The 13,938-nt window shown below is 74.3% G+C and carries 14 protein-coding genes; 10 read left to right on the plus strand and 4 right to left on the minus strand.

Annotation, left to right across the window (positions count from 1 at the left end; translation table 11 throughout):
- Positions 1-35 precede the first annotated feature (35 nt).
- The 6 genes from ABTY56_RS07950 to ABTY56_RS07975 all read left to right on the plus strand — a co-directional run bounded on the left by ABTY56_RS07950 (position 36) and on the right by ABTY56_RS07975 (position 4,530).
- Positions 36-974: an RNA polymerase sigma-70 factor gene (locus ABTY56_RS07950; protein ID WP_350627503.1), complete on the plus strand. Its 939-nt coding sequence runs from the start codon at positions 36-38 to the stop codon at positions 972-974.
- Between the two features lie 34 nt (positions 975-1,008).
- Positions 1,009-2,151 carry a DNA polymerase III subunit beta family protein gene (locus ABTY56_RS07955; protein ID WP_350627504.1) on the plus strand — a complete coding sequence of 381 codons (1,143 nt, stop codon included), beginning with the start codon at positions 1,009-1,011 and terminating at the stop codon, positions 2,149-2,151.
- A 91-nt stretch (positions 2,152-2,242) separates the two neighbouring features.
- Positions 2,243-3,046: an alpha/beta fold hydrolase gene (locus ABTY56_RS07960; RefSeq protein WP_350627505.1), complete on the plus strand. Its 804-nt coding sequence runs from the start codon at positions 2,243-2,245 to the stop codon at positions 3,044-3,046.
- Between the two features lie 78 nt (positions 3,047-3,124).
- On the plus strand, positions 3,125-3,532 hold the full coding sequence (locus ABTY56_RS07965) for a helix-turn-helix domain-containing protein (protein ID WP_350627506.1): 408 nt from the start codon (positions 3,125-3,127) through the stop codon (positions 3,530-3,532).
- A gap of 2 nt (positions 3,533-3,534) precedes the next feature.
- On the plus strand, positions 3,535-4,059 hold the full coding sequence (locus ABTY56_RS07970) for a hypothetical protein (protein WP_350627507.1): 525 nt from the start codon (positions 3,535-3,537) through the stop codon (positions 4,057-4,059).
- 120 nt (positions 4,060-4,179) lie between these two features.
- The gene (locus tag ABTY56_RS07975) at positions 4,180-4,530 is read left to right on the plus strand and encodes a DUF2516 family protein (RefSeq protein ID WP_350521690.1); all 351 of its coding nucleotides are present in this window, start codon (positions 4,180-4,182) and stop codon (positions 4,528-4,530) included.
- A gap of 108 nt (positions 4,531-4,638) precedes the next feature.
- On the opposite strand, the gene ABTY56_RS07980 is transcribed toward ABTY56_RS07975, so the two are convergent.
- Positions 4,639-6,147: a PP2C family protein-serine/threonine phosphatase gene (locus ABTY56_RS07980; RefSeq protein ID WP_350627508.1), complete on the minus strand. Its 1,509-nt coding sequence runs from the start codon at positions 6,145-6,147 to the stop codon at positions 4,639-4,641.
- Positions 6,148-6,386: 239 nt separating this feature from the next.
- Here ABTY56_RS07980 and ABTY56_RS07985 point away from each other — a divergent pair, with 239 nt between their 5' ends.
- The gene (locus ABTY56_RS07985; RefSeq protein WP_350627706.1) at positions 6,387-6,947 is read left to right on the plus strand and encodes an O-acetyl-ADP-ribose deacetylase; all 561 of its coding nucleotides are present in this window, start codon (positions 6,387-6,389) and stop codon (positions 6,945-6,947) included.
- Between the two features lie 249 nt (positions 6,948-7,196).
- Here the strand turns inward: ABTY56_RS07985 and ABTY56_RS07990 are convergent, their stop codons facing one another.
- Positions 7,197-8,030, minus strand: coding sequence for a class I SAM-dependent methyltransferase (locus ABTY56_RS07990; RefSeq protein ID WP_350627509.1), 834 nt, complete (start codon positions 8,028-8,030; stop codon positions 7,197-7,199).
- Between the two features lie 238 nt (positions 8,031-8,268).
- On the opposite strand from ABTY56_RS07990, the gene mshA reads away from it, so the two are divergent.
- Positions 8,269-9,639: a D-inositol-3-phosphate glycosyltransferase gene (mshA, locus tag ABTY56_RS07995; RefSeq protein ID WP_502893055.1), complete on the plus strand. Its 1,371-nt coding sequence runs from the start codon at positions 8,269-8,271 to the stop codon at positions 9,637-9,639.
- A gap of 39 nt (positions 9,640-9,678) precedes the next feature.
- Positions 9,679-10,239 (plus strand): type III secretion system chaperone family protein, encoded by a 561-nt coding sequence (locus ABTY56_RS08000; protein WP_350627510.1) that lies wholly within the window; start codon positions 9,679-9,681, stop codon positions 10,237-10,239.
- Positions 10,240-10,298: 59 nt separating this feature from the next.
- Here ABTY56_RS08000 and ABTY56_RS08005 read toward each other — a convergent pair whose 3' ends face one another.
- Entirely contained in the window at positions 10,299-11,597 is a 1,299-nt protein-coding gene (locus ABTY56_RS08005; protein ID WP_350627511.1) for an MDR family MFS transporter, read from the minus strand.
- Positions 11,598-11,747: 150 nt separating this feature from the next.
- On the opposite strand from ABTY56_RS08005, the gene ABTY56_RS08010 reads away from it, so the two are divergent.
- Positions 11,748-12,506, plus strand: coding sequence for a phosphoglyceromutase (locus ABTY56_RS08010; RefSeq protein ID WP_350627512.1), 759 nt, complete (start codon positions 11,748-11,750; stop codon positions 12,504-12,506).
- An 81-nt stretch (positions 12,507-12,587) separates the two neighbouring features.
- Here ABTY56_RS08010 and ABTY56_RS08015 read toward each other — a convergent pair whose 3' ends face one another.
- Positions 12,588-13,826, minus strand: coding sequence for a tyrosine-type recombinase/integrase (locus ABTY56_RS08015; RefSeq protein ID WP_350627513.1), 1,239 nt, complete (start codon positions 13,824-13,826; stop codon positions 12,588-12,590).
- Positions 13,827-13,938 lie beyond the last annotated feature (112 nt).

Consider the following 13,938-nt stretch of genomic DNA (forward strand, 5'->3'; position numbering starts at 1 on the left):
GAGAGCCGCCACTACCGTGCGGTAGCGTCCCGAGGGTGACCGACACCCACGACACCCGCACGTCCGACGACCGGCCTGCCGACACCCGGCTGGCCGACTTCGAGCGGCACCGGCGGATGGTCTTCGGCATCGCCTACCGGATGCTCGGCAGCGTCGCCGACGCCGAGGACCTGGTCCAGGACACCTGGCTGCGCTGGAGCCAGGTCACCGGCCAGGTCGCCGGCCCCGGCGGCTTCCTGGCCCGTACGGTCACCAACCTCGCCCTCAACCGGCTGGACTCGGCCGTCGTCCGCCGCGAGTCCTACGTCGGCCCGTGGCTGCCCGAGCCGCTGGTCGCCGAGCCGGACGCGACCGACGGCGTCGAGCGCGCCGAGAGCGTCTCGCTCGCCCTGCTGGTGGTGCTGGAGAGCCTGTCCCCGCTGGAGCGGGCGGTGTTCGTCCTCAAGGAGGCCTTCGGCTTCTCCTACCAGGAGATCGGCGAGGCCCTGGACCGCACCGAGGCCGCCTGCCGGCAGGTCGGCAGCCGGGCCCGGGCGCACGTCCGCGCCCGCCGGCCCCGGTACGACGCCCCGCCCGAGCTGCGCCGCCGCGCCACCGACGAGTTCCTGGCGGCCTGCGTCGGCGGCGACCTCAACCGGATGCTGGAACTGCTCGCCCCCGACGTCACCACCTGGAGCGACGGCGGCGGCGTGATCCGCGCCGCGCTGCGCCCGGTCACCGGTGCCGAGAGCGTGGCCCGCTTCACCCTCGGCGTGCTCCGGCAGCTTGGCGAGGGCGCCGCCGTGCACCCGGTCCTGGTCAACGGCGAACCCGGCCTGCTGGTCACCGTGGACGGCTCGGTCGATTCCGTCTCGGTGTTCGACTTCGTCGCGGGGACGGACGGCACGCTCCTGATCTCCGCGATCCGCGCCGTCCGCAACCCGCACAAGCTCACCCACGTGTCCGCCCCCGGCGACGCCGTCGAGCGGGCTTGACCCTCGACCAGGTCGAGCCCGCAGAGTCACCGGCATGGAGAGCGAGCTGCACAGCATCGGCGAGCTGGCCCGCGCCAGCGGCCTCGGCGTCGGCACCCTGCGCTACTACGACGGTGCCGAGGTGCTCACCCCCGCCTGGGTCGACCCGCAGACCGGCTACCGCTGGTACCGGCCGGGCCAGCTCGCCGACGCCCGGCTGCTGGCCCGGCTGCGCCGGGTCGGCCTGCCGCTGGCCGGCATCCGCGCCGTGCTCGGCGCCGCGCCCGGCAGCGGCGACGCCCGTCGGGTGCTCGACGCGCACCTTCGGCGGTTGGAGGACGGCCTCGCCGACGCCCGCCGCGAGCTCTCCCTGATCCACGCGATGATCGACCAGAGGGAGCAGCCGATGACCACCGACCCCGCCGACCTCCGCTCCACCGCCCCGAGCCCGGCCGTCCCCAGCCCGGCCGTCCCGCGCCTCACCGTCCCGGCCGGCGCCCTGGCCGCCGCTCTGGACGCGGTCCGCTTCGCGGTCGGCGGCGATCCCGGGCTGCCCTCCATCGCCGGGGTGCTCTTCGAGCCGGACGGCCCGGTGCTGCGCCTGGTCGCCACCGACCGCTACCGGATGGCCTTCGCCGAGGTGCCCGCCTCCGGCGAGGTGCCGGACCAGCCGTCAGCCGGCACGATCGTCCCCACCCCGCTGGTGGACGCGCTGCGCGCCCTGCTGGTCCCGGGGAACGCCGAGGTCGCGCTCACCCTCGGCGGCGGCCTGGTCCGCGCCGAGACGGGCGGGCACCGGATCGAGGGCGCCGCCCCGGACTTCGACTACCCCGACCACCGGGCCGTCACCAGGTTCGAACCGGAACACCGGATCACTCTCCCCGCCGTCGAACTGCGCGCCGCCGTCGAGGCCGGTGCCACCCGCACCCTGCCCTCCGGCCCGCACGGCGCCGAGTGCGAGGTCACCGTCCTCACCCTGACCGGGGACGGCCGGCTGGTCGTCGCCGCCGACGACGCCCCCGAGGAGTTCCGCGTGGCCGTCAACCGGGACTTCCTCCTCGACGCCCTGGACGCCGGGCGCCCCGAACAGCTCCTGCTCGAACTCGGCGGCCCCATCGCCCCGCTGGCGATCCGCACCCCCGGCCGGGCGGGCACCTTCTCCGTCCTGATGCCCGTCCGCCTGCCCGCGCCCGCCTGACCGGTCCGGCCCTCCAAGTCGGCAGCGCCCGCCCGGAACCGTTGCGGCTGTGCGGGGCCCTGGCTGCGCGGGGGTCTGAAAGGATCGCCGCATGAGCCAGCGCACCGGTCGCCCCGAGTCCGAGGTCCACGTCCCCGCCCCCGGCGGCGGCAGGCTGTGGGCGGCGCGCGGCGGCTCCGGCAGCCCGGTGGTGCTGCTGCACGGCTCCGGCATGGACTCCCGGCTGTGGGACGGCGTCCTCCCGGAGCTCGCCCGCCACCACGACGTGATCCGCTACGACGCCCGGGGGCTGGGCCGCTCCACCGAGCCGGAGCGGCCGTTCGACGACGTCGAGGACCTGTGCGCCGTCCTGGACCACTTCGGTCTGGCGAGCGCCGCGCTGGTCGGCCTCAGCATGGGCGGGGAGACGGCGCTGGACTTCACCCTCGCCCATCCGGACCGGGTGACCGCCCTGGCCCTCGTCGGAGCCTCGGTCAGCGGCCACGACTGGCCGGCGTCCCCCGGGACCACCGCCTACGCCGAGGCCCGTCGGCGGGGCGACGCGGCGGCCCTGGCCGAACTGGAGCTGTCCGTCTGGGCCGCCATGGGCCGGACGGCGCCGGGCGGCGAGCTGATCGCGGCGATGGTCGAGGAGAACGCGGCCCGCCGCGTCGTCAGCGAGCGCCACCTCGCCGGCGCGCCCGATCGGTCCGCCGAATCCCGCCTCGGCGAGGTCGGTGCCCCCACCCTGGTCGTCCACGGGGACCGGGACCACTCGGAGATCGCGGCGATCGCGCGGCGGCTCGCCGCCGACATCCCGGGTGCCCGGGGTCACCTCGTCCCGGCCGCCGACCACTACCTCCCGCTGCGCACCCCCGAACGGCTCACCGAGCTGCTGCTCGCCCACCTGTCCTGACCGGCCCGCCGGCCCGACACGTTTGCTCGCGCTAGCACCCTGCTTGCATTTGCAAGCAGGGTGCTGCACGCTGTCCGCATGGCCTCACTCAACGTCGGCTCGCTCGGCGAGTACATCCGGGAGCAGCGCCGCAACGCGCAGTACTCGCTGCGGCAGCTGGCGGAGGCCGCCGGCGTGTCCAACCCGTACCTCAGCCAGATCGAGCGCGGGCTGCGCAAGCCGAGCGCGGAGATCCTGCAGCAGATCGCCAAGGCGCTGCGGATCTCGGCGGAGACGCTGTACGTCCAGGCCGGGATCCTGGAGGAGCGGCGGGGAGAGGGCCTGGAACTGCGGGCCTCGATCCTGGCCGATCCGCTGATCAACGAGCAGCAGAAGCAGGCGCTGCTCGCGGTCTACGACGCCTTCCTCAAGGAGAACGCCGCTCCGGCCCCCGGCGCGACGACCGACGGCTCAGCCACCCAGAACACCCACCGGGAGGACCGGTAACCATGCCGATCACTGACGAGATCAAGAAGACCCTCAGCGACCCGACCCCGTTGTACGCCCTGGCCGGCGCCGGGGACCTCGCGTACGAGAAGCTGCGCGAGGTGCCGGGCAAGGTCGAGGCGCTGGCGGGGGACCGCAAGGGCACCCAGGAGAAGGCCACCGCCAGGCTCCAGGAGGCGCAGTCGCTGCTGGCCGGGGCTCCGGCCAAGGTCGGCGAGGCCGTCAACGCCCTGCCCACCGACCTCAAGGCCCTGCAGGAGCGGGCCCAGGGCTTCGCCCTGCAGCAGGTGGGCCGCGCGGTCGAGCTGGCGGTGAAGGCCAAGGAGACGTACGACGAACTGGCCGAGCGCGGCAAGGTCGTGGTGGAGAAGGCCCGTCCGGCCGCGCCGGCCGAGGCCGTCGAAGCGGCCGCGCAGCCGGCGCAGGACGAGCCGGTCGAGGCCGAGTCGGTGGAGGACGTGGCCGCCGAGCCGGCGCCGAAGAAGTCCGCCCGGGCCCGGAAGTCCGCCTCCGCCGACGCGGAGTGAGCACGGTCCTCCACGGAGGGCACATCCGGTGACCACGGAACGTTGACACCGGTGCGGGCGGCCGCCGTGCCAGGATGGACGGCGGTCGTACGCCGGAATCGAGAGACTGAGGAGATCGTGATGGTCGGAGTGCTCCAGATTCTGGCCTTTTCCTACCTGAACCCGATCTGGTGGGCCACGATCGCCATCCTGGCCTACAAGTTGTTCGCGCTGGTCGACGCGGCCACCCGCCGGGAGGACGCGTACCGGGCGGCGGACAAGAAGACCAAGGGGTTCTGGGTCGCGATCCTCGCGATCTCCTTCGGCTGGGACTTCCTGTTCGGGGTGAACTTCTTCACCGGCATCGGCACCCTGGCCGGCCTGGTCGCCTCGATCGTCTACGTGGTGGACGTCCGCCCCGCGATCCGGGCGCTGACCGGAGGCGGCGGCCGCGGCGGCCGGAGCAACACCGGCCCGTACGGGCCCTGGTAGGCCGGGCGGCGACAACACGGCGGCCCGGGCGGGGAGTTCACCCGCCCGGGCCGCCGCATGTCCGGCACCCCGCCGGTTCGTCGGGCTGTCGGTCCGTTCGTCGGGCCGTCAGCCGAGGATCAGCTGCACCGGATTGCGCTCCAGCAGCAGGACCGCGACGTCGTCGGTCAGCGCGCCGCCGTTCAGCTCCTCGACCTCGGCGATGGCGCTGTCGACCAGCCGCCCCCGCGTCAGCCCGGCGGCCTGGTGGTCGCCGACCAGGTCGGCGAGCCCGTCCTGGCCCAGGCGGCGGGAGCCGGCCCCGACCCGGCCCTCGATCAGGCCGTCGGTGTAGAGCAACAGCCGCCAACCGGGCCGGAGTTCGACCTCGTGGGCGGGCCAGGCGGCCTCTCCGTCGTGGCACGGCAGCAGGCCGAGCGCGGGCCCGGCGAGGTCGGCGGGCAGGGTGACCGGCTCGTGGTCGCGGCCGAGGAGCAGCGGGGCGGGGTGCCCGGCGAGGTAGAGCCGGGCCTTCTCGCCGGTGCCGATCGAGCCGAGGTCGCTGTCGGTGCCGCCCGGCGCGATGACGAGCATGCAGAGCGTCGCGAAGATCTCGTCGCTGCGCCGCTCGTGCTCCAGCACGTGCTGGAGGGTGGTGAGCAGGGTCTCGCCGGTGAGGCCGGCGAAGACCAGGGTGCGCCACGCTATCCGGAGCGCGACGCCGAGCGCGGCCTCGTCCGGGCCGTGCCCGCAGACGTCGCCGATCACGACGTGGACGGTGCCGTCGTCGGTGCGCACGGCGTCGTAGAAGTCGCCGCCGAGCAGGGCGCGGCGGCGGCCGGGGCGGTAGCGGCGGGTGAAGGAGAGCCCGGCGCCGTCCAGCAGCGGGGTGGGCAGCAGGTGGCGCTGGAGGCGGGCGTTCTCCTGGCCGCGCAGCTCGGCCTCGACGAGGCGGCGCTGGGACTCGTCGGCGCGCTTGCGCTCGACGGCGTAGCGCAGGGCGCGGGCCAGCAGCGGGCCGTCCGTCTCGTGCTTGATCAGGAAGTCCTGGGCGCCGGCGGCGACGGCGGCCGCGCCGAGTTCGGCCCCGGCCGCGTCGGTGAGCACCACGACGGGGATATGCGGGGCCCGGCGGAGCAGTTCGTGCAGGCCCTCCAGCCCGTCGGAGGCGTCGGACGGGTGCGGCAGGTCGGCGGGTGCGGCGAGGTCGAGCAGCACGCAGCCGAACCCGGTGCCGCGGGAGCGTCCGCGCCGGTTCGGGAGCGCGGCCAGCAGCGCGGTGGCCTGGTCGAGCCCGCGGGCCCAGTGGATCTCGATCGAGGTGCCGCTGTCGGCCACCGCCGCCTTGATCAGTTGGGCGTCCGAGGCGTCGTCCTCGATGACCAGCAGCCGCAGCGGCGCGGCGCCGTCGGCGGGGACGTCCGGGCCCGGCCCGGGGGACACCTCGGCGATGTGGGAGGGGTGCGCGGCGTGCGCCGCCCGTGCCGCCCGCGCCGCCTGCGAGCGGGGGTGAGGTATCGGGGGAGCCGTCACCGGGCCGGTCATGGCCGGGCGGTTGCGGGCATGGCCGACGGGGGCGCCGTGGGCGCCCGGCAGGTCCGCGGCACCAGGTGCCCGCCCGTCTCCCGTTGCGGGCATCGGTGGTTCCTCCCTTTCCCCGACTGCGTAACGGTCGACGTCCGTCCGCAGTGCCCGCCTGGCACCGTGCGTCGGGGAACTTCTCGCGACCATAACGTGATCTCCGGGGATTTCTTCGGCCGACCGGCGCCGTTGTGGTTATTGCCACGCCGGTGGCGGTGTGGTGATCGGACTCGGACGACGGCTCGGATGCCCGGTGCGGCGGCTGCCGCGCGGGGCGGAGAAGGGGACAGACGGTGGTGACACGGATCACCCTGGTCGAGGGTGACATCACGGAACAGCAGGTGGACGCGGTGGTGAACGCCGCGAACTCGTCCCTCCTGGGAGGCGGCGGGGTGGACGGTGCGATCCACCGCCGGGGCGGGCCGCAGATCCTGGAGGAGTGCCGTCGGCTGCGCGCCTCGCACTGGGGCAAGGGGCTGCCCACCGGGCGCGCGGTGGCGACGACGGCCGGACGGCTGCCCGCCCGGTGGGTGGTGCACACCGTCGGGCCGGTGTACCGGGCGGAGGAGTACGAGGAGCGGGCGGAGCTGCTGGCCTCCTGCTATCGCGAGTCGCTGCGCGTCGCGGCCGAGCTGGGCGCGCGCACGGTGGCCTTCCCGGCCGTGTCGGCCGGGATCTACGGCTGGCCGCCGGCGGACGCGGCCCGGATCGCGCTGGGCACCGTCGCGGAGGTGCTGGACAGCGGTGACGCGGAGGCGGGCGCGCAGCCGGTGGAGGTGCGGTTCGTGCTGTTCGGGTCGGAGATGTACGAGGTGTTCGAACGGGCCCGACGGGAGCTGCTCGGGCGGGACGACTGACGGCTGACGGCGGGGCATGGTGCGCACCGAGCGGCGTGTGGTGACGCCGCTCGGTCGTGTCCATCGTGGCGTGACGAGGCGTCAACACGCCAGAGATATTCGATAACTCGTTCGAGTGAATGTGTCGGGTCGCTCACCAGCTCCCGCCGGTACCGCGGCGCCACGGCCGCGACCGCCACGGCCGCGACCGCCACGGCCACGGCCCGACCGCCGCCGTCGCGACCGCCACCGGAACGGCCGCCGCGGGGCCTACGGCGCGAGCGCCGACCAGGGCACCGTGACCTCGCCCTGCCGCCACCGCCCGCGCGCGTCCACCAGCGGCCAGCTGCCCGCGAGCGCCGTGCAGGCCGCCACCCAGCGCTGCCGCGCCCCGAACGCCCCGTATGGCGCGGCCGCCGCCCAGGCCCGGTCGAAGTCGGCCAGGAAGGCGTGCACCGGCCGACCCGGCACATTGTGGTGGATCAGCGCCTTCGGCAGCCGCTCGGCGAGGTCGGAGGGCTGCTCCAGGCCACCGAGCCGGGCCGCGAAGGTCACCGTCCGCGGGCCCTCGGGGCCGAGCGCGACCCAGACGTGCCGCCGCCCGATCTCGTCGCAGGTGCCCTCGACCAGCAGCCCGTCCGGGGCGAGCCGCCCGCACAGCCGCTCCCAGACCCCGGCCACCGCCGCCTCGTCGTACTGCCGCAGCACGTTGGCCGCCCGGATCAGCCGGGCCGGCGCGCCGCCGTCCAGCGGCACCTCGAAGCCGCCGCGCCGGAAGGTGAGCAGCGGCGGCTCGGCGTACGGCAGCGCGGCCGCGACCCGCTCCGGCTCGATCTCGATCCCGACCACCCGGACGTCCGGCCGCACCGCGCGCAGGCGGGCGGCCAGCTCGACGGCCGTCCACGGCGCGGCGCCGTAGCCGAGGTCCACCGCCACCGGCGGGAGCCCGGCGGTGCGCAGCGTGCGGCCCAGGGTGTGGGCGATCCAGCGGTCCATCCGGCGCAGCCGGTTGGTGTTGGTGGTGCCCCGGGTGACGGTCCCCACCGGGCGTCCGGTCCGCCCACGGGAGGGCGCGGCGGTCGCGGGGTCGAAGGAGGCAGCCATGCCCAGAAGGGTAGTCGGGGCCCGGCGACACCGTGCTGACCTGGGGTGATGCCGGTCCGTCCGGCCGGTCGGACGGACCGGTGAGGCTCGTGGGCCGGAGCGGGAATGCCGGGCGCAGCCCGCGTGGTTGGCACACTGGTGGTGATGTGTGCCCGGGACGGGGCAGCGCACACCGGACAACGGGCGGCCCGGCGCGGACCGCCTAGACGGGCCGCACAGAGGAGGCTTCAGCCAGGTGATCCAGCACCCCGTCCGTTCGGTACGCCGTGCCCAGCCCGCCGTGCCCGCGCGCGGCCGGCTCCAGTCGCTCGTCCCGGGCCGCCGCCGGCCGCGCCGGATAGCCATGCTGAGCGTCCACACCTCCCCGCTGCACCAGCCCGGCACCGGGGACGCCGGCGGGATGAACGTCTACATCGTCGAGCTGGCCAAGCGCCTGGCCGACCTCAACATCGAGGTCGAGGTGTTCACCCGGGCGATCTGCTCGGACGACGCCCCGACGGTCGAGCTGGCCCCCGGCGTGCTGGTCCGCCACGTCACCGCCGGGCCGTACGAAGGCCTGGTCAAGGAAGACCTGCCGGCCCAGCTCTGCGCCTTCACCCACGGGGTGCTGCGGACGGAGGCGGGCCACCGTCCCGGCCACTACGACCTGGTGCACTCGCACTACTGGCTCTCCGGGCAGGTCGGCTGGCTGGCCGCGCAGCGCTGGGGCGTCCCGCTGGTGCACACGATGCACACCATGGCGAAGGTCAAGAACGCCGCGCTGGCCGAGGGCGACACGCCTGAGCCCGTGGCGCGGGTGATCGGCGAGACCCAGGTGGTGGAGGCGGCCGACCGGCTGATCGCCAACACCACCGAGGAAGCCGCCGAGCTGGCGCTGCACTACGCCGCCCGGCCGGACCAGCTGGCCGTCGTCCACCCCGGGGTCAACCTGGACGTCTTCCGCCCCGACGGCGCCGGCGCCCCGGCCGCCGCCCGGGCCCGGCTGGGTCTGCCGCAGGACGCCGCCGTGCTGCTCTTCGCGGGCCGGATCCAGCCGCTCAAGGCCCCGGACGTGCTGCTGCGGGCGGTCGCCGCGCTGCTGGCCCGCCGCCCCGAGCTGCGCGAGCGCCTGGTGGTGCCGGTCGTCGGCGGGCCGTCCGGCACCGGGCTGGCCCGGCCGGAGAGCCTGCACAAGCTCGCCGCCCAGCTCGGCATCTCCGACGTGGTGCGCTTCCACCCGCCGGTCGGCCAGGAGCGGCTCGCCGAGTGGTACCGCGCGGCGTCGGCCCTGGTGATGCCCTCGTACAGCGAGTCCTTCGGCCTGGTCGCGCTGGAGGCCCAGGCCTGCGGCACCCCGGTGGTGGCGGCCGCGGTCGGCGGCCTGCCGGTCGCCGTGCGGGACGGCGAGACCGGCAGTCTGGTGCGCGGCCACGACCCGTCGGAGTGGTCGCACGCGCTGGAGCCGTACGTCACCGATCCGGCGCTGGTGGCCCGGCGCGGTGCGGCGGCGGCCCGGCACGCGGCGGGCTTCGGCTGGGACACCGCCGCGGCGACCACCGCCGAGGTGTACGCCGGCAGCCTGGCCCGTCCGGCCGGTCGGCTGGCCGCCGCCAGGCGTCGGCTCACCTGAGGCTGCGCCCGACCGGTACCGACGAGTAACGTCACCTTCATGGCAATCCGCACGAAGGACGAGGCCCTGACCCTCCTGCGCACCGCCCTGGACGACGCCGGGGTGGCCTGGGAACCGGCCGCCACCGACCCGTACACGCTGGTGGCGGCCCTCCCGGGCACCCGGAAGCTGAGCACCACCTGTGCCCTGCGGGTCGGTGACCACACCCTGTCGGTGAACGCCTTCGTGATCCGCCGCCCGGACGAGAACCACGAGGCCGTCTACCGCTGGCTGCTGGAGCGCAACACCAAGCTGTACGGCGTGGCCTACGCGGTCGACGCGCTCGGCGACGTCTACCTGGCGGGCCGGCTGCCGCTGGAGGCGCTCACCCCGGTGGTGGTGGACCGGCTGCTGGGGACGGTGCTGGAGAACGCGGACGAGCCCTTCAACACCCTGCTGGAGCTGGGCTTCGCCTCGGCGATCCGGCGCGAGTGGGAGTGGCGCACCAAGCGCGGGGAGTCCACCCGCAACCTGGCCGCCTTCGCCCATCTCGCCGCCCCGAAGGCAGCCCCGAAGGCAGCCCCGAAGGACACCCCGGACGACGCCCCGGCCGCCGACTGACACCGCCCCGGTGTCCGACTGACGGCGAGTCGGACACCGGCTGACGCCGCCTCGGACGCTCAGGCGCCCGCCGGTGCCTTCGCGGGCTCCGCCGCGGGCGCCGGCACCTCCGTCGCGCCGCCGGCCCCCGCCGCCGCCCGGTTGCGGCGGCCCAGCACCACGTGCCCGAGCGCCGCGACCGTGCCGCAGACCCCGCACGCGCCCCACAGCACCCCGGCGCCGGCGTGCTCCAGCACCACGCCGCCGACCCCGGGGCCGAGGAACGAGGCAAGCGACCAGGAGAGCGAGTAGACGCCCTGGTAGCGGCCGCGCGCGTGGGTCGGTGCCAGCTCGGCGACCAGGCCCATCATGGTCGGCGCGTTCAGGACCTCGCCGACCGTCCAGACCGCCACCGAGAGCGCGAACAGCCACGCGGAGGACCCGGCCAGCGCCGCCAGCCCGAAGCCCCAGCCGGCCAGCAGACAGCTGGCGATCAGCAGCCCGGTCCGCGATCGGCCCTCCATCCACCGGGTGAGCGGGATCTGCAGCACCACGATCAGCACCCCGTTCAGGCCGATGACCAGCCCGTACTCGGTGGAGGTGAGGCCCGCGGCGCCCATGTCGACGGGCAGGGTGGTGCTGCTCTGCTGGAAGATCAGGGCGAGCAGCAGGTTGAGTCCGACCACCGTCATGAACGGGCCGTCCCGGAACACCGTGCCGAGGCCGACCGCCGGCCCGCCGGCCTCCTTCGCCGCCGTGGGCGACTGTGCGGGCCTGGTCTCCGGGATCCGGATGAAGATCACCACCGCGCAGACCAGCGTGGAGAGCGCGTCCAGCAGGAAGAGCGTGAGGTAGCCCTGGGTGGCGATCAGACCGGCCACCGCGGCCGAGAGGCCGAAGCCGATGTTGATCGCCCAGTAGTTCAGCGCGTACGCGCGGACCCGGTCCTCGGCGGGGACGAGGTCGGCGATGATCGCCGAGGTGGCCGGCCGGGTGGCGTTGTTGCACAGGCCCACCAGGAAGGCCACGGCGGCGATCGCCACCTGGCCGTGCACGAAGCCGAGCACGGCGGTGGACAGCGCGGTGCCGAGCTGGGCGGCGACGAGCGTCGGCCGGCGCCCGATCCGGTCGGCCAGCACGCCCGCGCCGACCGCCGCGATCGCCGAGCCGAGCCCGAACAGCGAGGCCACCAGGCCCGCGTAGGAGGCCGAGTAGCCCCGGTCGGCGGTCAGGTAGAGGGCCAGGAACGTGACCACGAAGGCGCCGAGCTTGTTCACCAAGGTGCTCACCCAGAGCCACCAGAACTGCCGCGGCAGCCCGCCCACCGTCTCCTGCACCAGTCTTCGGATCCGGGGGTTGGCGGCCAGGGCGACGAGCATGTGGGGGCTCCCGAGGGCAGGCGTCCGCTGAGCGGCGCGGGCAGGCCCGGCCAGCCGACGCATGTAAGTGGCAGATGCGCGGAGCACACATTACACAGCCCTATAAGGTCCCCACCAGGGGTTTTCGGGCCCTCCACTAAGCTGGGGCCCATGGCTGACACGACGTACCGACTCATCCTGCTCCGCCACGGCGAGAGCCAGTGGAACCAGAAGAACCTGTTCACCGGTTGGGTCGACGTCGACCTCAACGAGAAGGGTGAGAAGGAGGCCGCCCGTGGTGGCGAGCTCCTGGCCGCCGAGGGTCTGCTCCCCGACGTGCTGCACACCTCGCTGCTGCGCCGCGCCATCCGCACCTCGCAGATCGCCCTGGACAAGGCCGACCGCCACTGGATCCCGGTCAGCCGCAGCTGGCGCCTGAACGAGCGGCACTACGGTGCGCTGCAGGGCAAGGACAAGGCCCAGACCCTGGCCGAGTTCGGCGAGGAGCAGTTCCAGCTGTGGCGCCGCTCCTACGACACCCCGCCGCCGGTGCTGGCCGACGACGCCGAGTACTCGCAGGCCGGTGACGCCCGTTACGCCGACATCCCGAGCGAGCTGCGTCCGCGCACCGAGTGCCTGAAGGACGTCGTCGACCGGATGCTCCCGTACTGGTACGACGCCATCGTCCCGGACCTCGCCTCCGGCAAGACCGTCCTGGTCACCGCCCACGGCAACAGCCTGCGCGCGCTGGTCAAGCACCTCGACGGCGTCTCCGACGAGGCCATCGCCGGCCTGAACATCCCGACCGGCATCCCGCTGGTCTACGAGCTGGACGCCGACTTCAAGCCCGTCACCAAGGGCGGCCGCTACCTCGACCCGGACGCCGCCGCCGCGGCCATCGAGGCGGTCAAGAACCAGGGCAAGAAGTAACCAGCCTGGCGATACGGCCCCTGATCTGCGCGTATGGCGCAGATCAGGGGCCGTCGTCATTCCCGGGCCGTCTGTGGGCCGTCAGCCTTCGTGATCTTGGGGGTTGAAGACCCCTTCGATCGCCTTCCGGGCCCGGTGCCGGCTGTCCGGCATCAGGTGGGCGTAGACCCGCAGCGTCAGCCCCGGATCGGCGTGGCCCAGGTACTCGCTCACGGCCTTGATGCTCTCCCCGGCGTCCAGCAGCACCGACGCGAAGAAGTGCCGGAACGCGTGCATGCCGTGCTCCCGGGCAGACGCGTAGGAGTCGCCCTTGCCCGGCTTCGGGATGACCCCGGCGGCGGCGAGTGCGGGCTTCCAGTGGTCTTCGTTCAGCATGCCTCGCCAGACGATCGAGTCGGAGAGGCTGGTGAAGATCAGGCGCTTCGTGACCGGCGGTCCGCTCACCTTCATCCACGGCAGCGTGATCTCCACCGGCGGGAATCGCTCCATATGGGCCCTGAGCGCGTCGGCCACCGGCCGGGGGAGCGGCACGCTCCGCAGCGTCCCGCCCTTCGGCGGCGCGAACACCGGCTTGCTCCGGCTCAGCTTGAGCTGCTGGGTGACGTGCATCGTGCTGGCGTCGAAGTCCAGCGCGTCCACGGCCAGGCCCAGGATCTCGCCCTGCCGGAGCCCGCAGCCGGCGCCCACGTCGACCGTGGCCCGGTACCGCTCCGTCATGCCCGCCCGGACGGCGAACACCCGCTCCGGCTCCCACGGCACGACCCGCCGGGAGCCGACGACCGGCGGGCGCACGGTCTGCGCAGCGCACGGGTTCCTGAGCAGGATGCCGTCGTCCACGGCCGCGCTCAGCACGGCACGCACGTTGGAGAAGATGACCCGGGCGTACGACCCCGACATGCCGGAGGTCTCCAGCTCGGCCACGAACTCCCGGATGTGGCTGGGCTGGAACGAGCTGAGCGGCCGGGCCCCGATCCGCGGGAAGGCGTGCCGCCGCAGCTGCGACTGCATCGAGGCCTGCGTGTTGGGGTCGCTGGTCTGACTCCTCAGCCAGTGCTCGGCGAACTCCTGGAAGGTGGTCTTCGCCGTCGCCGGGTCGAGGTACTGGCCGCGCGACATGTCCGCCTCGATCCGGGCCAGCCACTCCTCCGCCTGCCGCTTCTGGCGGTCGGGGAAGCTCTTGCTCTTCTCGGTGCCGTCCGGGGCGACGTACCGGGCCCGGTAGCGCTTGCCGGTGCCATAGCGGTCGGTACGGACCCGACGGGGCTTGCCGTCGGGGCCGGGCTCGGTCTTGTACCAGCGGTCTTGGATGTGTCCGGCCATGAGGCCGCTCCTTGGGGTTGGGCGTGGACGTGATGGAGGGGGTGTCAGGCCGGGCGCGGGAGGGGCGTCAGAGGCGTCAGAAGCGGGTGTCAGACGCGTCAGACACCCCTCG

Origin of the sequence: Kitasatospora sp. NPDC097691 (genome assembly GCF_040302665.1) — a bacterium.
Taxonomy (GTDB): Bacteria; Actinomycetota; Actinomycetes; order Streptomycetales; family Streptomycetaceae; genus Kitasatospora.